The 16042-nt window shown below is 71.1% G+C and carries 19 protein-coding genes; 4 read left to right on the top strand and 15 right to left on the bottom strand.

Going from position 1 to position 16042, the window contains the following annotated elements; all coding sequences use genetic code 11:
- Positions 1-22: 22 nt before the first annotated feature.
- Genes VMS22_13840 through VMS22_13870 form a run of 7 tightly spaced genes read right to left on the bottom strand, consistent with a single transcriptional unit; the run spans position 23 to position 5267 of the window.
- Positions 23-718, bottom strand: coding sequence for a glutathione S-transferase N-terminal domain-containing protein (locus tag VMS22_13840; GenBank protein HXJ35108.1), 696 nt, complete (start codon positions 716-718; stop codon positions 23-25).
- Entirely contained in the window at positions 715-1170 is a 456-nt protein-coding gene (locus tag VMS22_13845) for an SRPBCC family protein (GenBank protein HXJ35109.1), read from the bottom strand. Before VMS22_13845 ends, VMS22_13840 begins: the two co-directional genes overlap by 4 nt.
- Before the next feature lie 13 nt (positions 1171-1183).
- Entirely contained in the window at positions 1184-1552 is a 369-nt protein-coding gene (locus tag VMS22_13850; protein HXJ35110.1) for a hypothetical protein, read from the bottom strand.
- Between the two features lie 11 nt (positions 1553-1563).
- Positions 1564-2724, bottom strand: coding sequence for a zinc-binding dehydrogenase (locus VMS22_13855; GenBank protein HXJ35111.1), 1161 nt, complete (start codon positions 2722-2724; stop codon positions 1564-1566).
- Positions 2725-2750: 26 nt separating this feature from the next.
- Positions 2751-3440 (bottom strand): MBL fold metallo-hydrolase, encoded by a 690-nt coding sequence (locus VMS22_13860; protein ID HXJ35112.1) that lies wholly within the window; start codon positions 3438-3440, stop codon positions 2751-2753.
- Positions 3437-4105 carry a cob(I)yrinic acid a,c-diamide adenosyltransferase gene (locus VMS22_13865; protein ID HXJ35113.1) on the bottom strand — a complete coding sequence of 223 codons (669 nt, stop codon included), beginning with the start codon at positions 4103-4105 and terminating at the stop codon, positions 3437-3439. Before VMS22_13865 ends, VMS22_13860 begins: the two co-directional genes overlap by 4 nt.
- Positions 4106-4154: 49 nt before the next feature.
- Positions 4155-5267 carry a response regulator gene (locus VMS22_13870; protein HXJ35114.1) on the bottom strand — a complete coding sequence of 371 codons (1113 nt, stop codon included), beginning with the start codon at positions 5265-5267 and terminating at the stop codon, positions 4155-4157.
- A 129-nt stretch (positions 5268-5396) separates the two neighbouring features.
- On the opposite strand from VMS22_13870, the gene VMS22_13875 reads away from it, so the two are divergent.
- A complete protein-coding gene (locus tag VMS22_13875; GenBank protein HXJ35115.1) occupies positions 5397-5747 on the top strand; it encodes a hypothetical protein in 351 nt (116 codons plus the stop codon).
- Here VMS22_13875 and folK read toward each other — a convergent pair.
- The 5 genes from folK to dapF all read right to left on the bottom strand — a co-directional run bounded on the left by folK (position 5744) and on the right by dapF (position 10125).
- Positions 5744-6268 (bottom strand): 2-amino-4-hydroxy-6-hydroxymethyldihydropteridine diphosphokinase, encoded by a 525-nt coding sequence (gene folK, locus VMS22_13880; protein ID HXJ35116.1) that lies wholly within the window; start codon positions 6266-6268, stop codon positions 5744-5746. The two genes, VMS22_13875 and folK, sit on opposite strands and share 4 nt — an antisense overlap.
- Before the next feature lie 138 nt (positions 6269-6406).
- Positions 6407-7624 carry a transporter substrate-binding domain-containing protein gene (locus tag VMS22_13885; protein ID HXJ35117.1) on the bottom strand — a complete coding sequence of 406 codons (1218 nt, stop codon included), beginning with the start codon at positions 7622-7624 and terminating at the stop codon, positions 6407-6409.
- Complete coding sequence (dapB, locus tag VMS22_13890) at positions 7621-8430, bottom strand: 4-hydroxy-tetrahydrodipicolinate reductase (protein HXJ35118.1); 810 nt, start codon at positions 8428-8430, stop codon at positions 7621-7623. The genes VMS22_13885 and dapB overlap by 4 nt, the downstream gene beginning before the upstream one ends.
- A complete protein-coding gene (dapA, locus tag VMS22_13895) occupies positions 8423-9295 on the bottom strand; it encodes a 4-hydroxy-tetrahydrodipicolinate synthase (GenBank protein ID HXJ35119.1) in 873 nt (290 codons plus the stop codon). The genes dapB and dapA overlap by 8 nt, the downstream gene beginning before the upstream one ends.
- Positions 9296-9297: 2 nt before the next feature.
- Positions 9298-10125, bottom strand: a complete 828-nt coding sequence (dapF, locus tag VMS22_13900; protein HXJ35120.1) for a diaminopimelate epimerase — start codon at positions 10123-10125, stop codon at positions 9298-9300.
- A gap of 179 nt (positions 10126-10304) precedes the next feature.
- On the opposite strand from dapF, the gene VMS22_13905 reads away from it, so the two are divergent.
- Together VMS22_13905 and VMS22_13910 are read left to right on the top strand one after the other, a co-directional pair.
- Entirely contained in the window at positions 10305-11213 is a 909-nt protein-coding gene (locus tag VMS22_13905; protein ID HXJ35121.1) for a hypothetical protein, read from the top strand.
- A gap of 13 nt (positions 11214-11226) precedes the next feature.
- Positions 11227-11907: a hypothetical protein gene (locus tag VMS22_13910; protein HXJ35122.1), complete on the top strand. Its 681-nt coding sequence runs from the start codon at positions 11227-11229 to the stop codon at positions 11905-11907.
- Here VMS22_13910 and VMS22_13915 read toward each other — a convergent pair.
- The 3 genes from VMS22_13915 to VMS22_13925 are packed head-to-tail and all read right to left on the bottom strand — an operon-like array spanning position 11852 to position 14924.
- Positions 11852-12307, bottom strand: coding sequence for a hypothetical protein (locus VMS22_13915; protein ID HXJ35123.1), 456 nt, complete (start codon positions 12305-12307; stop codon positions 11852-11854). The two genes, VMS22_13910 and VMS22_13915, sit on opposite strands and share 56 nt — an antisense overlap.
- Complete coding sequence (gene argH, locus VMS22_13920) at positions 12304-13713, bottom strand: argininosuccinate lyase (protein ID HXJ35124.1); 1410 nt, start codon at positions 13711-13713, stop codon at positions 12304-12306. The genes VMS22_13915 and argH overlap by 4 nt, the downstream gene beginning before the upstream one ends.
- On the bottom strand, positions 13710-14924 hold the full coding sequence (locus VMS22_13925) for an argininosuccinate synthase (protein HXJ35125.1): 1215 nt from the start codon (positions 14922-14924) through the stop codon (positions 13710-13712). Before VMS22_13925 ends, argH begins: the two co-directional genes overlap by 4 nt.
- Positions 14925-15009: 85 nt before the next feature.
- Between VMS22_13925 and VMS22_13930 the strand changes: the two genes are divergently transcribed.
- On the top strand, positions 15010-15930 hold the full coding sequence (locus VMS22_13930) for a hypothetical protein (protein ID HXJ35126.1): 921 nt from the start codon (positions 15010-15012) through the stop codon (positions 15928-15930).
- Positions 15931-16042: the final 112 nt, after the last annotated feature.

Consider the following 16042-nt stretch of genomic DNA (forward strand, 5'->3'; position numbering starts at 1 on the left):
GGGCGCGTGCTCCCGCGCGGACCTACAGCGCGTACGTCGTCTCCAAGTATCGCACGATGTCCGCCGACTCGTACATCGCGACGCTGGTGTTCGGGTCGACCAGGTAGGGCACCTGCATCTTGCCGGCGCGGCGCACGAACGTGTCGCGCTTGGCGCTGCCCTTGGCGACGTTGTGGAGCAGGTAGGGCAGCTCCAGCGTCGTGAGCGCCTCGCGCGCGATGCGGCAGAAGGGCGACGCCTCGAAGCTCCACAGCTCGAGCGGCACCCTGGGCTCGCGCGCGCGGCGGTAGCTGACGCCGGCGCCGAGGCGTGCGGCCGATGCGAGCATGCTCATGGCGTCGGTCGCGGGGCCGAGGGCCAGCGACCACGGCACGCTGCCGTCGCCGTAGGTCTGGACCAGGTAGCGGACGATGTCGCTCGACTCGTACATCTCGGTGCCCGAGTTCGGGTCGACGAGATACGGGAACATGGCTTTCCCGCCGCGCCGGACGACCACGGGACGAAAGCGCGGGCCGTTCTTCGGACACGGGTACACCATCGCGTCGAGGTCGAGGATCGAGAGGGCCTCGCGCACCTTGCGGCAGAAGGGGCAGCCTTCGAAGTCGTAGAGCTCGAGGGTGCGCACGGGGCGAGCGCCGAGCGTGCCCACCTCCATCCCCGCGCCGAGGCGCACGACGGAGGCGGTGAAGGACGTGGCGACGTCGAGCGGCCGGATCATGCGAAGAGCTCCGCGATGCGGGTGCGACGGTACGCGAAGATCCGCCCGAGCGTCCGCCGCACGAAGAGCGCGTGGGCGAGGGCGCCGAGGGGCCCCAGTGGGAGCGCGTAGCGAACGAGGTCGCGCATGCGCGTGCCGCCGGCCGTCGCCTCGAACTCGTGCGTGTGGTGCCAGAGCGCGTACGGGCCGTCCAGTTGCACATCGACGAAGCGGACGCCGGGCTCGAACTCCTCCACGCGCGTGCGCCAGCGAAACGGCACGCCGAACAGCTGCAGCTGGTAGTCGATGAGGGTTCCGGGAGCCATCGCGATCGGTCTCGGGGTCAGGATGCGGAAGCGCAGGAAGGGCGGCGTGATCGCCTCCAGGTTGTAGGCGTCCGAGAAGAACGCGAAGACCTCGGCCAGCGGGCGCGGGATGATCTGGGTCTGCTCGAGCCGATACGCATCGTCCACCGCCGCACCGCCGTCACTCGTCGTCCTTGCCGCCCGTGCCGACGAAGCGGTCCGCCGGGTCCGCGAACAGGACGTTGAAGGTCGTGAGGCTGCCGTACGCCTTCGTGATGTACTCCTGGAGCTGCAGGCGATCCGCGTCGTCGAGCTTCGGGTGCGTGTTGATGCGTTGCTCGAGGACGCGGAGCTTGTCGCGCACGCCGACGATCTTGCGGAAGAACCCATCGATCGGCACCGCCTTCTCCTGCGTGCCTGCTTTGCCGGGCTTCATGACGAGCTGTCCGCCGTGCCAGCGCTCGCCGATCTCGCCCGTCACCGACTGCTCGGCGTTGAAGATCGCGCGGACGGCCTGGACGATCTTGCGGAGGTCTTCTTCCTCGAGCATGGACGCGACTCCTATCGGACGAGGCCCTCGACCGCCTTCGGCATCGTCTGCGCGACGCGGACGATCGGGATGCCCGTCTGCGTGTTGAGGAACATCTCGTGCATGCAGCGCGGCAGATCCTCGAACTTGTAGATCTCCTTGTGCACCGTCGGCTTGAAGACCGTGCCGTAGAGCTCGGTCGCGGCCCGGCAGCCGTCGATGGTCTCGTAGTGCGTGTGGTCGAGCGTGATCTGGCGCACGGAGAGGTTCGCGGAGTTGTACGTGCACTCGCGCGCGAGCTGCCAGCCGGCGCTGACGTTCACGCCCTCGCGCGCCGCCGCCGCAATGCCGGCCTCGAAGACGGGCCCGCGCAGCATGTCGCACACGAGGTGCATGCCCTCGCCGCCGGTCAGCTTCTTCACCTGCCCGTTGAAGTTCTTCACGTCGTCGCGCGACTTGAAGCGGTTGTACTGCTTCTGGTCGATCGGCTCGATGCCCATCTTGGCGAGGAACTCGCGCCGCTCCGGGCTGCCCGAGCAGAAGAACGCGCGATGCCCCTCGCGCTTGGCGAGCATGAGGAAGAGCTCGGAGACGCCGCCGCCGAAGCCGAGGACGTTCACCGTCGCGCGCCGCTCGACGGGCACCTTCAGGCGGTAGATGCCGATCGCACGGCGCCACAGGTGATACGCCGTCGGCGCCCGCAGCGGCAGCGCGGCGATCTCCCAGAGATTGAGGCCGCACTGCAGCGGCGCCTTGATCACCTGCCACTCGCCGACCATGGCTTCCTCGCCGTACCAGCCGATCGAGTCCGGCTGATCGTAGGCCCAGATGCGCAGCGCGAAACCGTACACGTCGGGCTCGCCGTTGCAGTGGGTGACGACGACGTCGCCGACCTTGACCGACGTCACATCGGCCCCGGCGGCGATCACCTCGCCGACGGCGCTGTTGCCCGGATAGATCTTGCCGCCGCGCAGCTCGGCGATGTTGACCGTGTCGGCGAGGACCGCGTGGTCGACGTTGTGCTCGGCCGAGACCGCGAGGATGCGCAGGTGGACGTCGCGCGGCCCCATCGGCCGGAGCTGGAGCGTGTCGAGCTTCAAAACGTTCGCGAAGTCGAACTTGTCGTGGTCGCCGCCCGTGCGCTTGTGCTCGGCGGCGATGTCGGTGGCGCTGATCGCGAAGGCTCTCGGCATGGGACGACTCCTTGCAGGGGATGCGCTCAGACCCGCAGCGGGCTCATGAGCGAGAGGAAGTCTTTCAGGTTCTTGAAGCGCATCATGGCGTTCGTGCGCTTCTCGTCGCCGATCGTCGAGCGCGGGCGGTCGGCATAGTTGTGGCCGGGCAGGAGGACGGTCTGGTCGGGGAGCGCGGCCAGGACCTGCGTCAGGCTCCGGTACATGTCCTCCGCGTTCGATCCGGGCAGGTCGACGCGGCCGCACGAGCCGATGAAGAGCGTGTCGCCCGAGATGCACGTGTTGCCGACCAGGAAGCACTGGGATCCCGGCGTGTGCCCCGGCGTGTGCACGAAGGTCGTGCGGATGCGGCCGACGTCGGTCGTGTCGCCGGCCTCGACGGCGACGATGTCGGAGTCCGACAGTCCGCACACGCGATGGACGAACGGCACCTCGGACTTGTGGATCCAGGTCTTGACGCCCGCCTTGCCGGCAAGCTCGACCGCCCCGGTGATCTGGTGTCCCATGAGATCGCCGCCGAGGTGGTCGGGATGGAAGTGGGTCACGAGGTTCTTCGTGATCGTGTAGCCGTCGGCGCGTGCGGTCTCGAGGATCGCGTCGATGTCCCATGCGGCGTCGACGACCGCCGCTTCGTGCGTCTGCGGATCGCCGAAGAGATAGACGTAGTTCTGCATCGGCCCGATCTCGAGCTGCTTCATGTAGAGCGCTTCGCTCATCGACGTCTCCTCGCGCCGGCGCTCGCCGCGACCTTGCGGGCTCCTGCGGCGCGCGTCCGGCCCAGCGCGGCCTCGCGCTCGAGCGGCCGCTCCCAGAGGTACTCGCGCTCGCCCAGGTGGTGGCCCACCCAGCGCGAGAGCACGAAGAGCAGGTCCGAGAGGCGGTTCAGGTAGCGCAGCGGGCCGTCGCCCACGTCCTCGATGCGCATGAGGCGCAGGACGTCGCGCTCGGCGCGACGGCACACCGTGCGGGCGACGTGCAGGAGCGCGCTCGTCTGGCCGCCGCCCGGCAAGATGAACGACTTGAGCGGCGCCAGGTCTTTCTGGCAGCGGTCCATGCACTGCTCGAGCGCCGTCACCTCGGCGTCGCCCACCTTGAACATGCCGGGCATCCACGCCGCCGGCGGCGTCGCGAGCTCGGCGCCCACGTCGAACAGCTCGCTCTGCAGCTTGCGCAGGATGCCGTCGAGCTCGCGGCAGACCCGATGGCGGCGCAGGGCCGCCTCGTTGAACGCTCGCGCGACGCCGATGGCGGCGTTCAGCTCGTCGACCGCGCCGTAGGCGTCGATGCGCGCGTGGTCCTTCGGCACGCGCACGCCGCCCACGAGATCGGTCTCGCCCTGATCGCCGCGTCGCGTATAGACACGGGTAATACGGATTGCCACGGGGCGGAGTCTTAGCGTCGGCGTCCCGGGGAGTCCACCCCGCGGCCGGCTACGACGCGGCGTCGGCGCGGCGTCGCGCGTGCCGCTTGATGATCTCGCGCAGCTTCGGCGGGTCGATCGGCTTCTTGTAGAGCACGTCCTCGAGCCCCTCGAGCTTGCTGCGCTTGATGATGTGGTCCTTGTCGAAGTGGAACGCAGTCATCAGTACGACGGGGACGTCGGGCCATCGCTCGCGCACGCGCTGGAAGACCTCGTGGCCGTCGAGGTCGGGCATGACCACGTCGGACAGGACGAGATCGACCCGTTCGCGCTCGAGCTTCGCGAGCGCCTCGCGCCCCCCGGTGGCGACGACCACGTCGCAGCCCTCCTGCGTCAGGAGGTCGCGCAGCGACTGGCAGACGCCGAGGTCGTCGTCGACCACGAGGAGCTTGATGCCGTCGAGCTCGGGATCGCGGCGCAGGTCGCGCGTGCTCGCGGGTCGCACACCGGGCGCGCAGGCGCGCAGGTCGATCATCTGCGTGCCGTGCAGGTACTCGCGCGTCGTGTATTCGGTGCCCTGGGCCTGCTGCGTGAGCGTCGCGACGATCTGGTGGATGCGGTTCACCGCCGCATGGGTCGAGTCCAGGCGTTCGCTCTCGACGATGAAGTCCTCGTCGTTGCTCACCCGCTCGATGTAGGTCGTGAGCAGGTTCAGGTTGTTGACGATCACCTCGAGCGGATTGTTGATCTCGTGCGCGAGGCCGACCGCGACCTCGGCCAGCGTGACGAGCTGGTCGTGCCGCCGGATCTCGCGCAGGTCCTTCGCGAACCCGATCGAGCCCGTCTCCTGGCCACGGTCGTCGTGGATCAGCGAGCCGGAGATCGTGACCGGGATCCGCTCGCCACCCTTCGTCAGGAAGAACGTCTCGAAGTTGCGGACGCGTCCGGGGACCGCGCTCTGGCCCTCGCGCATCGCCGTCATCACCTTGCGCGCCTCGGCGAGGTCCGGATACAAGCGCGTCACGTGCGCACCGAGCACGTCCGCGGGAGTGTAGCCCAGCGTCTGTCGCGCGCCGTCGTTGTAGAAGGTGATGATACCGCGGCGGTCGACGGCGACGATGATGTCGGGGGAGTCCTCGAGAAGCTTCTCGAAGTAGATCGCGGGAAGACGGGGAGCAGTCACGATAGGCCGCGCAAGCCCGCCATGCTAGGCGCGGCGCCCCGGGGGGTCAAGGCAATCCGGCTCCTCACGATCGTCGTCTGCTGTACGCTCGTCGCGAGCGGTTGCTTCTGGCACCGCTATTCCGGGCGCATGCGTGTGCACACCGAGGTGCTGGTCGCGGTCGCGCGCAAGGTGCGCGACCTGGTGGCGACCGGCCGCTTCACCGCCGAGACGTTTCCGGAGCTGACGTATCCGCTCGAGCGGGCACAGGCGTTCGCGTCGGATGCCGAGCGGCACCTCGCCGACGGACAGGCGAAGCCGCGCTCCCTCGTCGCCTTCGAGGATCTGGTGGCGGCCTATCGGCGCTACGTGGAGAGCGTGGACGAGGCGCGGCGACGACCGCCCGACGGCGATCCGGCCGCGGGACTCGCGGCGCCGCTCGCGGCGGTCGAGGCGGGCGCGAAGAGCGTCACGGCTGCGCTCGCTGCGGACCGTTCCTAGCGCGGCGAGGGGGCGGTCGCCGGCGCGGCGCGGGGCAGCAGCGTCACGCGCTTCGTGTCCTTGACGGTGGCGAGCAGCGCGGAGACCGATTGCCCGAGCTGCGGGTGGACCACCTGCGGCGCCAGCTCGGCGAGCGGCATCAGCACGAACCGCCGCTTGTGCATTTCCCGATGCGGAATCTTGAGGGTACGCTTCTCGATCGAGTCCTTGTCGTAGAGCAGGATGTCGAGATCGATGATGCGCGATCCCCAGCGCTTGCCCTTGACGCGCTTGCGGCCCATCGCGTCCTCGATTGCCTTCAAGCGCTTGAGCAACTGGTCGGGCGTGAGATCCGTGTCGAGCTCGATGACGCTGTTGACGAACCAGGTCTTGGCGTCGCCGTGCGGCTCCGACTCGTAGAGCGACGAGGAGCGAACGACCTTCGTGGTGGGCAGGCCCCTCACGCGCTCGACGGCCTCGATCGTGTTGGCCCGGCGGTCGCCGAGGTTCGAGCCGATGCCGATGTAGACACGATGAGGCACGTTCGGGTCCGAGCTGCCTCCTGGCGCGAGAGAGTCCTCCAAGCCAAGGACTTTGCTTTGGTTTTTGCCATACCCGCGTGGGGCATGACGCTCGGCGCCGCTTCTACCGGAACATACGTCCTTTTACAAAGTGCAATTCTATTCCGGTGCGATGAGCGCGACGACGGCCTGCGCGATTGCGAGACGGTCGGGCGCCGGCGTGACCGTCGGGTCGAGCGCGTTCGCGATCGCGTCGGCGGACGGCTGGGGCGCGGGGATCTGGTCGTGCGCGAGCTCGGCGGCGCGCGCCACGATCTGGTCCGACACGCGGGAGAGCGCCGCGCGCGCCTCGTCGAGGTCCATCGCTTCGACGGCGGGTCGCTCCGCCGGCGGCAGGGTCCGCACCGCGTCCTGGATCGTGTGGGCAGCGTGGATCAGCGCGAGGAAGAGCCCGTCCACCTTCGCAGGCGAAACCTCCAGCAATTGGGCGCGCTCCTGCGCCTGAGCGCGGACCCGTTCCTCCTGCTCCGGCGCCACCGTCGGCAGTCCCAGTTGCTCCTTGGCGAGGGCGACGGCGGGCATGAACGCCAGTCGCAGGTCGATCTGCGCCAGCAGGGCGTCGAGATCGGAGGTGGCGGCGGTGCGCGGGGCGGCCCATTGCTGGCCGAGGAACCGCGCACGCTCGGCCGCGAGCCAGCCGTCGGCCTCGCGCGCGCGCAGCCATGCGTCGAGATCGGCGGCGAGCGCGGGGTCGCGCGCCAGGTAGGCCTTGCGATCGCGCGTCAGCGGACCCAGCACGAGGGCCGCCGACACGCGGGCACGGAACGCGGGCGCTTCGATCGTGTCGCTCACGATGGCGTCGATCTTGTTCTCGTTGAAGAGCTGCGGAAGCCACAGGTTGTTCGGGATCGCCTCGATCTTGGCGCGCGGAAAGAGCCGGCGCGCCACGCGTTCGAGGTAGCCGCCCGCATTGACGCCGATCCGGCGCTCGGGGAGGTTCAGGTGCGCGGCGTTCGTCGCGACGTCGGGCCGTACGAGCACGACTGCGCCGGCTTCCACGACCGGACGCGCGAACGTGCCGACGAGCGCCCGCCAGGGACGCATCGTGACGCCCGACATGGCGACGTCGAAGCCGCCCGCCGTCAAGTCGATCTCGAGGCCCGGCCAGCGGAACTCGACGATCTCGAGCCGCCGCTTGGTGTCCGCGGCGAACGCGCGCGCGACGTCGAGGTCGAGGCCCTGGTACTGACCGTCGGCGAGGAGCGAGAACGGCGGATAGTCGCCGCTCGTGCCGACCCGTAGCGGCGGCGGCGACGACGATGGGACCGAGCAGCCGGCGGCCGCGAGTAGCAGGAGGGCGCAGAGCGTGCGGCTCACAGGCCGAGCACGTCACGCATGGCGTAGACGCCGGCGGGACGCGACGCGACCCACTCGGCCGCGCGCAAGGCGCCACGCACCAGGCTCTCGCGGCTCTGGGCGCGGTGCGTGAGCTCGAGACGCTCACCGAGTCCACCGAACACGACCGTGTGATCGCCGACGACGTCGCCCGAGCGCAGCGCCACGATGCCGATCTCGCCCGGACGGCGTGCGCCCACCATGCCTTCGCGCGCGAGCACCTTCACGGCGTCGAAGTCCTGCCCGCGCGCGGCGGCGAGCGCGCGGCCGAGGGCGAGCGCGGTCCCGCTCGGGGCGTCCCGCTTGTGGTGATGATGGGTCTCGACGATCTCCGCGTCGAAGCCGTCTGCGAGCAGACGCGCGGCCTGCGCGACCAGCTCCGTCAGCACGGTGATGCCGACGCTGTAGTTCGCGGTGATGACCGCGCGCGTCGTGCCGGCCACGCGGCGCAGCTCGCGATCCTGCTCGGCGGTGAGACCCGTGGTGCCGATGACGAGCCCGGCGCCGGCGGCCGCCGCCGTCCGCGCGTGCGCGAGCGTCGCCTCGGGGATGGTGAAATCGAGGACCACGTGCTCGCGCCGGCAGACGGCTCCGAGATCGCTCCCGAGCGCCACGCCGAGCGGCGCGATCCCGGCGAGCACCCCGGCATCCTGCCCGAGCGCCGGATGGCCCGCCGCTTCGATCGCGCCGGCGACGCGCAGCGCAGGCCGCTCCGCCGCGAGCGCCACCAGCAGACGCCCCATGCGTCCCGCCGCGCCGCACACGACGAGACCGGTCGGATCAGACAAGACCCTGCTCCCGTAACGTCGTCTCGAGAATGGCCCGGTTCTTCGCGGCGAGCGGTGTCAGCGGCAGGCGGAGCTCGTCCGTGCAGCGTCCCATCATCGCGAGGGCGGTTTTCACGGGAATCGGATTCACCTCGAGCGTCAGGTGGCGGAAGAGCGGCATCAGGCTCAGGTGGACCCGGCGTGCCTTCGCGAGATCGCCGGCGCGCATCGCCTGCGTCAGCTCGACCATGCGAGCCGGCGCGACGTTCGACGCAACCGAGATGACGCCGATGGCGCCCGCGGCCATGAGCGGCAGCGTGATCACGTCGTCGCCCGCCCACACCGCGAACTCGGGCCCGCACGCTTCGAGGATCTCGAGCACCTGCGGGAGCGATCCGCTCGCCTCCTTCACGCCGATGAGGCGCGGGATGCGCGCGAGCCGCGCCATCGTCTCCGGGGTGATGTTGGAGGCCGTGCGGCCCTGGATGTTGTAGGCGATGAGCGGCAGGCGCGTCGCCTCGGCGATGGCGGCGTAGTGCTGGACGATGCCGTCCTGGGTCGGCTTGTTGTAGTAGGGCGAGATCAAGAGCGCCGCGTCGGCGCCGACTTCCTCGGCGCCGCGCGTGAGCCGAATGGCCTCCGCGGTCGCGTTCGACCCGGTGCCGGCGACGACCGGGACGCGCCCCCGCGCCACGCGCACGACCTCGCGCACGACGGTGAGGTGCTCCTCGTGCGACATCGTCGCCGACTCGCCGGTCGAGCCGCAGGGCACGAGGCCGTTCACGCCGCCGGCGATCTGCGCTTCGACCAGATCGGCGAGGGCCACCAGGTCGACCGCCCCGCTGCGGAAGGGGGTCACCAATGCCGTCATGCAGCCGGGGAACATCGTCACACCTCGATTCGACCTTCGAAGACCTCGACGGCATCGCCGGTCATGACGATGTGGTCGTCGTCGCGCCATTCGATCTCGAGCTCGCCACCGGGGAGCGCGACGATGCTCCTCCGCTCGGCCCGTCCGGTCCGCGCGGCCGCCACCGCCGCCGCACAGGCGCCCGTGCCGCACGCCATGGTCTCGCCGGCGCCACGCTCCCACACGCGCATCTCGAGCCGCCCGCGGTCGATCACACGGATGAACTCGGAGTTGACGCGCTTCGGGAAGAACGGATGGCGCTCGAATTGGGGTCCGATCTCGGCGAGCGGCAGCGCCTGCACGTCGTCCAGGAAGACGACGCAGTGCGGATTGCCCATCGACAGGCAGGTGACCCGCCAGGTGCGCCCGGCGATCTCCAGCGGGTGCTCGACGACCTCGCCGTCGGCGTCGACCGGGATCGCGTGGCCCGACCACTCGGGCGTCCCCATGTCGACCGCGACGCGGCGCACGCGGCCGCGCTCGAGCTCGGCCCGCAGGGTCTTCACCCCGGCGTCGGTCTCGACCCGGAGCGGGTTCGCGCGGACCAGGCCGCGGTCGAGCACGAACTTCGCGAAGCCGCGAATACCGTTGCCGCACATTTCCGCGACGCTGCCGTCGGCGTTGATGATCCGCATGCGGGCGTCGGCCCGCTCGGACGGCAGGACCAGGATGAGGCCGTCGGCCCCGATGCCGTGATGGCGGTCGCACAGGCGGGTGGCGAGCGCCGCCGGGTCGCCGGGGAAGCCCTGGCGCGCGTCCACGAACACGAAGTCGTTCGCGGTGCCGTGCAGCTTGGTGAATTCCAGCGTCGCCATGGCGGGGGGAGGCTTTATATCCCGCGGGCCGAGGCCGGGGAAGGCGTGCCGCATGTGCGGGCATGCGCCGGCCCCACGTCGTGGCAGTGTGCGGACTGCACGCACGCCCGCTCTTCCGCACCTCTTTCTCCCGGTACGACCCTTGCTGTACGAAGCGAGCGGGCGTGTCGATGAACGGAGCGGTCATCCCGATCGTCCTTGGCGTGCTCTTCCTGTCGCGGCCGGCGCACGCGAGCGACTTCGAAAAAACCGTGGGCGCGGCCCCGGGTGGCACCCTCCACCTCGACCTCGACTGGCGCGGGACGATCGCCGTCACGTCGCACCACGCGGACACCGTGCGCGTCCAGGCGAGCGCCAGCGGCTGGCCGTGGGACGTGGCGTTCGACCTCGTCCCCGAAGGCGAGGGCGTTCGCCTGACTGCGGAGCCGACGTCGGCCGGCGACGCGGCGGCGCGCGTCCTCGTGTACGCGCTCTGGCCGTTTCGGCACGCGCACGTGGACGTCGAGGTCCGGGTGCCGGATCGCTACGCGGTCGAGGCCAGCACGCGCGGCTGGCGGATCGACGTCGGGGAGGTACACGGTGACGTGACGATCGCGGCCCGCAGCGGCGAGGTCCGCGTCCGGGGCGTCGATGGACACGTCGTCGCGGCGAGCGCCGGCGGCGCGATCGACGTCGCCGACGTCGACGGCGACGTGCGGGCGGTGACCAGCGGCGGCGCCGTCGGCGTCTCGCGCGTCACGGGGACGGTCGAGATCGCCACCAGCGGCGGGAGCATCGACGTGCGCGACGCGGCCGCCAGGGTGGAGGCCCGGACCAGTGGCGGCGCCATCGCCGTCGGGTTCGCCGGCGCGCCGGCCGGCGACGTCGAGACCAGCGGCGGCAGCATCGTCGTGCGCGTTCCGCGCGGCGCGGGCGCCGATCTCGACGCGGAGACGTCGGGAGGCACGATCGAGGTCGCGCGCGACCTCGCCTTCGACGGACCGAGCGGAGGCCAGCGGGTCGCCGGGCGCCTCGGCGGCGGCGGCGCGGCGCTTCGCCTGCGCACGTCCGGTGGATCGATCCGGGTCGCAACCCAGTAGGAAGGAGACGCCCATGTACGATCCCGAGGTACCGACGGCCACGGAAGCCTACGGGTACGCGTGGAGCCCGCTGTGGTCGCGTTTTCCCGAGCTGCTGCTCGCCGCGCTCCTGTGGACGGTGATCGCGGCGCCCGGCGGCATCCTCCACAAGATCGGCGCCGTCCCGCTCGCGTTCGCCTACCATACCCTCGTGACCGTTCCGCTCACGTTCGGCGCCCTCTACGTCTACCTGCGCGCGGCGCGCGGTGAGGCCATCCGGCCGGCGCATCTCTTCGAGGCGTTCCGCTCCTGCTACGTCCAGACGATCTTCGCCCACGTGCTGTTCGTGACGCTGGTCGGCATGGGCCTGGTGCTCCTCGTCGTGCCGGGTCTCTTCATCGCCACGCGCCTCGCCTTCGTCGGCTTCTTGGTCGTCGACGAGGCGATGGACGCCCCGACCGCGGTGCGCGAGAGCTGGCGGCGGACCGAGGGCATCGCCGGCCGGATCTTCCTCGTCTGGCTCCTGGGCATCCCGCTCGGGGTCGCGGGGCTCGCCCTCTTCGGCGTGGGCTTCGTCCCCGCCGTCATGTGGATCCACCTCGCCTTCGCCGTCCTCTTCGTGGCGGCGACGGACGGCATGGAGGCGCTCGCCGACGGTCTCAGGGGCTCGCTGCGGGCGGAGCCGGGGCCGGCGGCGGACCGCGCGCAATCGTGAGCGGTCCTGCGGGCGCGCTGCGGTAGCCGTCGAGCGTGTAGGCGACGACGCGATAGCGGTAGGTCGTGCCGATCTGCGCCGACGTGTCGACCCACTCGATGGTCCGCTCCTGACGGAAGCGGGTCTGGTCGTTCAGCTCGACAGTGCCGACTTTGGTGAAGTCGATCCCGTCGGCGCCCGTCGCGCGCTCGACGTCGAAGCCGCCCAGGTCCCGCATGCGCTGGCCGCCGGAATACGACGTAGGACGCTTCCACATGAGCCGCAGGCCGTCGACGGTCGACTTCCCGACCAGATCGGTCGGCGGCTTCGGCTGCACGAGCTCGGGTGGATACGTCCGACCCTTGGCGCCGCAGGCGGCGGCGAGCGCGAGGGCGCCCGCAGCGAGCGCGACGCGGATCATCGCACGTCCTCGCGCGCGGCGCGGGCGAGCTGCCGGCGCACCTGGCGCGGCGCCGTGCCGCCGACGAGGTCGCGCCGCGCGACCGACCGCGACGGCGTGAGCCCGCGCACGAGGTCGGGCGTCAGCTCCTTGGAGAAGCGGTGCAGCGTGGCGGCGTCGATCGTGCGGAGGTCGGCGCCGGTGGCGACGCAATGGCGGACGAGCACCCCCACGACCTCGTGCGCCTGGCGAAACGGCATACCCCGGCGCTCGACCAGGAGGTCGGCCACGTCGGTCGCGAGCAGGAGGCCGTCGGCCGCTCCCGCCATGCGCTGGGTGTCGAAGCGCAGGGCCGGGAGCATCGCCGCGAGCACGTCGAGCGCGTCCCGTACGGTCACCGCCGCGTCGAAGAGGGCGGGCTTGTCCTCCTGCAGGTCGCGATTGTACGCGAGCGGCAGGCCCTTCAGCGTCATCAGCAGCGCCACGAGTGCGCCCACCACGCGGCCCGTCTTGCCGCGCACCAGCTCCGCCACGTCCGGGTTCTTCTTCTGCGGCATCATGGAGCTGCCGGTCGCGAAGGCGTCGGGCAGTCGCACGAAGCCGAACTCGTCGCTCGACCACAGCACGAGCTCCTCGGCCAGGCGCGAGAGGTGGACGGCCGTGATCGCGGCGGCCGCCAGGAATTCGGCGACGCCGTCGCGGTCGCCGACGGCGTCGAGGCTGTTGGCAGTCACGCGCCGGAACCCCAGCAGCCGCGCGACGTAGGCGCGGTCGATCGGAAAGCCGGCACCGGCGAGCGCGCCCGCGCCGAGCGGGAGCTCGTCGGCACGCACACGGGCGTCGCGGAATCGGCCCCGGTCGCGCGCGAGCATCTCGTGGTAGGCGAGCAGGTGGTGCGCGAGCAGGACCGGTTGCGCGCGTTGCAGGTGCGTGTAGCCGGGTAGGATCGTGTCCAGGTGGCGGGTCGCCACCTGGCGCAGCGCGCCCTGCAGCCGCGCGAGCCCCGCGTCGATCGCCCGGCATTCCGCGCGCAGCCACAACCGGAGATCGGTCGCCACCTGATCGTTGCGGCTGCGGCCCGTATGCAGCTTGCCGCCGAGCGGTCCGACGAGCTCGGTCAGCCGGCGCTCGATCGCCATGTGGATGTCCTCGTCGGAGGCGCGGAAGCGAAAGCGCCCCGCGTCGAGCTCGCGCCCCACGGTGGCGAGGCCGGCGAGGAGCCGCCGTCCCTCGCGCGCGCGGAGGAGCCGCGCGCGCACGAGGCCACGCACGTGCGCCACGCTGCCGGCGATGTCGTGCGGATAGAGCCGGCGATCGACCGGGAGCGAGGTGGTGAAGCGCTCGACGATGTCGGCCGTGGGGGCTTCGAAGCGGCCCGCCCAGGCCTTCGTCGGCGCGCGTCGCCGCTTGGGTCGCGACGCCTTCATCGCCCGCGCTCGACGAGCGCGCGGATGCGGAGGCGAAGCCCCGAGAGGCGGATGAAGCCGGTCGCGTCCTCCTGCCGATAGCCGCCGGCCTCGTCGAAGCTCGCGATCTTCGGGTCGTAGAGCGACTTCGGCGCCTTGCGACCGGTCACGCGCACGCTGCCGCGATACATCCGCAGTCGCGCCGTACCGGTGACGGGCCGCGAGGCCTCGTCGAGCGCGGCCTGCAGCATCTCGCGCTCGGGCGCGAACCAGTAGCCGTAGTAGATCATCTCGGCGTAGCGCGGCACGAGCGAGTCGCGCAGGTGCATCACCTCGCGGTCCATCGTGAGCTGCTCGACGGCGTTGATCGCGGCGCGCAGGACCGTGCCGCCGGGCGTCTCGTAGACGCCGCGCGACTTCATGCCGACGTAGCGGTTCTCGACGATGTCCACCCGGCCGATGCCGTGCGCGCCCGCCATCAGGTTGAGCTTCTTCAGGAGCGCGGCCGGCGACAGCCGCTCGCCGTTCACGGCGACGGGCGTGCCGCCCTCGACGTCGACGAGGACGTCCTCGGCCTCGTCCGGCGCCTTCTCGGGCGCGACCGTCAGCTGGAACATGTCGTCGTACGGCGCGCGCCAGGGATCTTCGAGGATACCGGTCTCGTAGCTCACGTGGAGCAGGTTGCGATCGGTCGAGTAGGGCTTCTCGGCCGTCGCGGTCACCGGGATCCCGTGCGTGTTGCAGTACTGGATCATGTCGGTGCGGCCCTGGAACGTCCACGCCGGATCGCGCCACGGCGCGAGCACGGTGAGCTCGGGGCCGAGCGCGGCGAACGTCAGCTCGAAGCGCACCTGGTCGTTGCCCTTGCCGGTGGCGCCGTGCGCGACCGCGTCGGCCTGCCGGGCACGGGCGATCTCCACCTGGCGCTTCGCGATGAGCGGCCGCGCGATCGACGTCCCGAGGAGGTAGTTCGTCTCGTACACGGCGCCGCCGCGCAGCATGGGAAAGACGAAGTCGCGGGCGAACTCCTCGCGCAGGTCCTCGATGACGCAGTCGACGGCGCCCGTGGCGCGCGCCTTCTCCGGGAGGCCGTCGAGCTCCTCCTCCTGCCCCAGGTCGGCGCAGTAGGCGATCACCTCGGCGTCGTAGCGGTCCTTCAACCATCGCAGGATCACCGACGTGTCGAGCCCGCCCGAGTAGGCGAGCACGATGCGACGGACCGGAGCGGCCATGGGCGGCACCCCTAGCACAGGATCGGTCGCATTCAAGGACGGGCGGGGAAGCGCCGACAATGAATGTGACGCTCCTCCCGTGCCGATGAACGATCAGAATTCGACCAATCCCGTGGCACCGCTGTGGGCCACCATGCGCGGCGCGCGGGCGGGGCTCGCGTTCGCCTGGGCGGCGTGGATCGGCGTCGCGGCGGCGGCCGCCTTCGGGATCGCGCCCCTGCTGGGCCCGGCCGGCGCGGTGGTCGGGATTTTGACAGCGGGATGGTTCCTCGCGCGCCGCATGTCGCCGCCGCTCGAATGCCTGCGCCGTTACCACCTCGACGACAGCGAGGTGATGGCGATCGGCCCGTGGTGGCACGTGAAGCGCATCACGTGGTCGCAGATCGAGCGCGTCACGCAGGAGCGCCACGCGCTCGTACTGGCCGGCGAGGGTCGGACCGTGGCTCTTCCGCTCCGCCCGCTCCTCGACACCGCGGCCTGGGGGCCGGTGCTCGCGCGCGTCGTGCCGCAGCTCGCCTCCGAGCTGTGGGAGCGCCTCGAGGGCGGCGTCGTGCGGCTCGTGCCGCACGCGGATCCGCCGCTCGCGAGCCTCGTGTGGTGGGCGTACGCGCCCGCGGCGATCGCCGCGGGGCTCGTGCCCGGCTGGATCGGCATCGCGCTCGCCGTCGGGATCGCAGCGGGCGAGCGGCTCGGGGCCTGGCTCGCCGGGCGCGCCAACGCCTGCGTCCTGCAGCCGGCGGGCATCGACGTCCGCGGCCGCCGCGGCCGCGTCTTCGTGCCGTGGTCGCACGCGCTGGTGACGCCGGCCAACGACGGCCTCGGCGTGGCCGTGCCCGGACGCGATCCGGGGTTCGTGTCGACTGCCGCGCCGAGCTTCTGGGCCGCCGCCGCGGTGATCGAGCTGCGGGCGCAGCTCGGTCCGACCTACGCGGCCGACGTCAACTTCCGCGTCCGCTTCGAGAACGGCGGCATCGCCGTCGTCGGCGAGATCGAATCGCTGCACTAGTCTTGCCGACCCGAGATGCATCTCGGGTCGGGGGCGAAACCGAGCGTGTGGCGTTCGTGGTACGCCCGACCGGTATGCCGCGGCCGGTCAAGCCGACGCGGCCGGCGAGGTA

This window comes from Candidatus Eisenbacteria bacterium (assembly GCA_035577985.1).
GTDB lineage: Bacteria > Desulfobacterota > Binatia > DP-6 > DP-6 > DATJZY01.

What these genes read in the sequence shown, in the direction of transcription:
- VMS22_13840 (HXJ35108.1), bottom strand. Translation starts at nt 718, where the DNA reads ATGATCCGGCCGCTCGACGTCGCCACGTCCTTCACCGCCTCCGTCGTG.
- VMS22_13855 (HXJ35111.1), bottom strand. Translation starts at nt 2,724, where the DNA reads ATGCCGAGAGCCTTCGCGATCAGCGCCACCGACATCGCCGCCGAGCAC.
- argH (HXJ35124.1), bottom strand. Translation starts at nt 13,713, where the DNA reads ATGAAGGCGTCGCGACCCAAGCGGCGACGCGCGCCGACGAAGGCCTGG.
- dapA (HXJ35119.1), bottom strand. Translation starts at nt 9,295, where the DNA reads ATGTTCCCCGGCTGCATGACGGCATTGGTGACCCCCTTCCGCAGCGGG.
- VMS22_13850 (HXJ35110.1), bottom strand. Translation starts at nt 1,552, where the DNA reads ATGCTCGAGGAAGAAGACCTCCGCAAGATCGTCCAGGCCGTCCGCGCG.
- VMS22_13930 (HXJ35126.1), top strand. Translation starts at nt 15,010, where the DNA reads ATGAACGATCAGAATTCGACCAATCCCGTGGCACCGCTGTGGGCCACC.
- VMS22_13875 (HXJ35115.1), top strand. Translation starts at nt 5,397, where the DNA reads ATGCGTGTGCACACCGAGGTGCTGGTCGCGGTCGCGCGCAAGGTGCGC.
- VMS22_13910 (HXJ35122.1), top strand. Translation starts at nt 11,227, where the DNA reads ATGTACGATCCCGAGGTACCGACGGCCACGGAAGCCTACGGGTACGCG.
- VMS22_13925 (HXJ35125.1), bottom strand. Translation starts at nt 14,924, where the DNA reads ATGGCCGCTCCGGTCCGTCGCATCGTGCTCGCCTACTCGGGCGGGCTC.
- VMS22_13860 (HXJ35112.1), bottom strand. Translation starts at nt 3,440, where the DNA reads ATGAGCGAAGCGCTCTACATGAAGCAGCTCGAGATCGGGCCGATGCAG.
- VMS22_13915 (HXJ35123.1), bottom strand. Translation starts at nt 12,307, where the DNA reads ATGATCCGCGTCGCGCTCGCTGCGGGCGCCCTCGCGCTCGCCGCCGCC.
- VMS22_13905 (HXJ35121.1), top strand. Translation starts at nt 10,305, where the DNA reads ATGAACGGAGCGGTCATCCCGATCGTCCTTGGCGTGCTCTTCCTGTCG.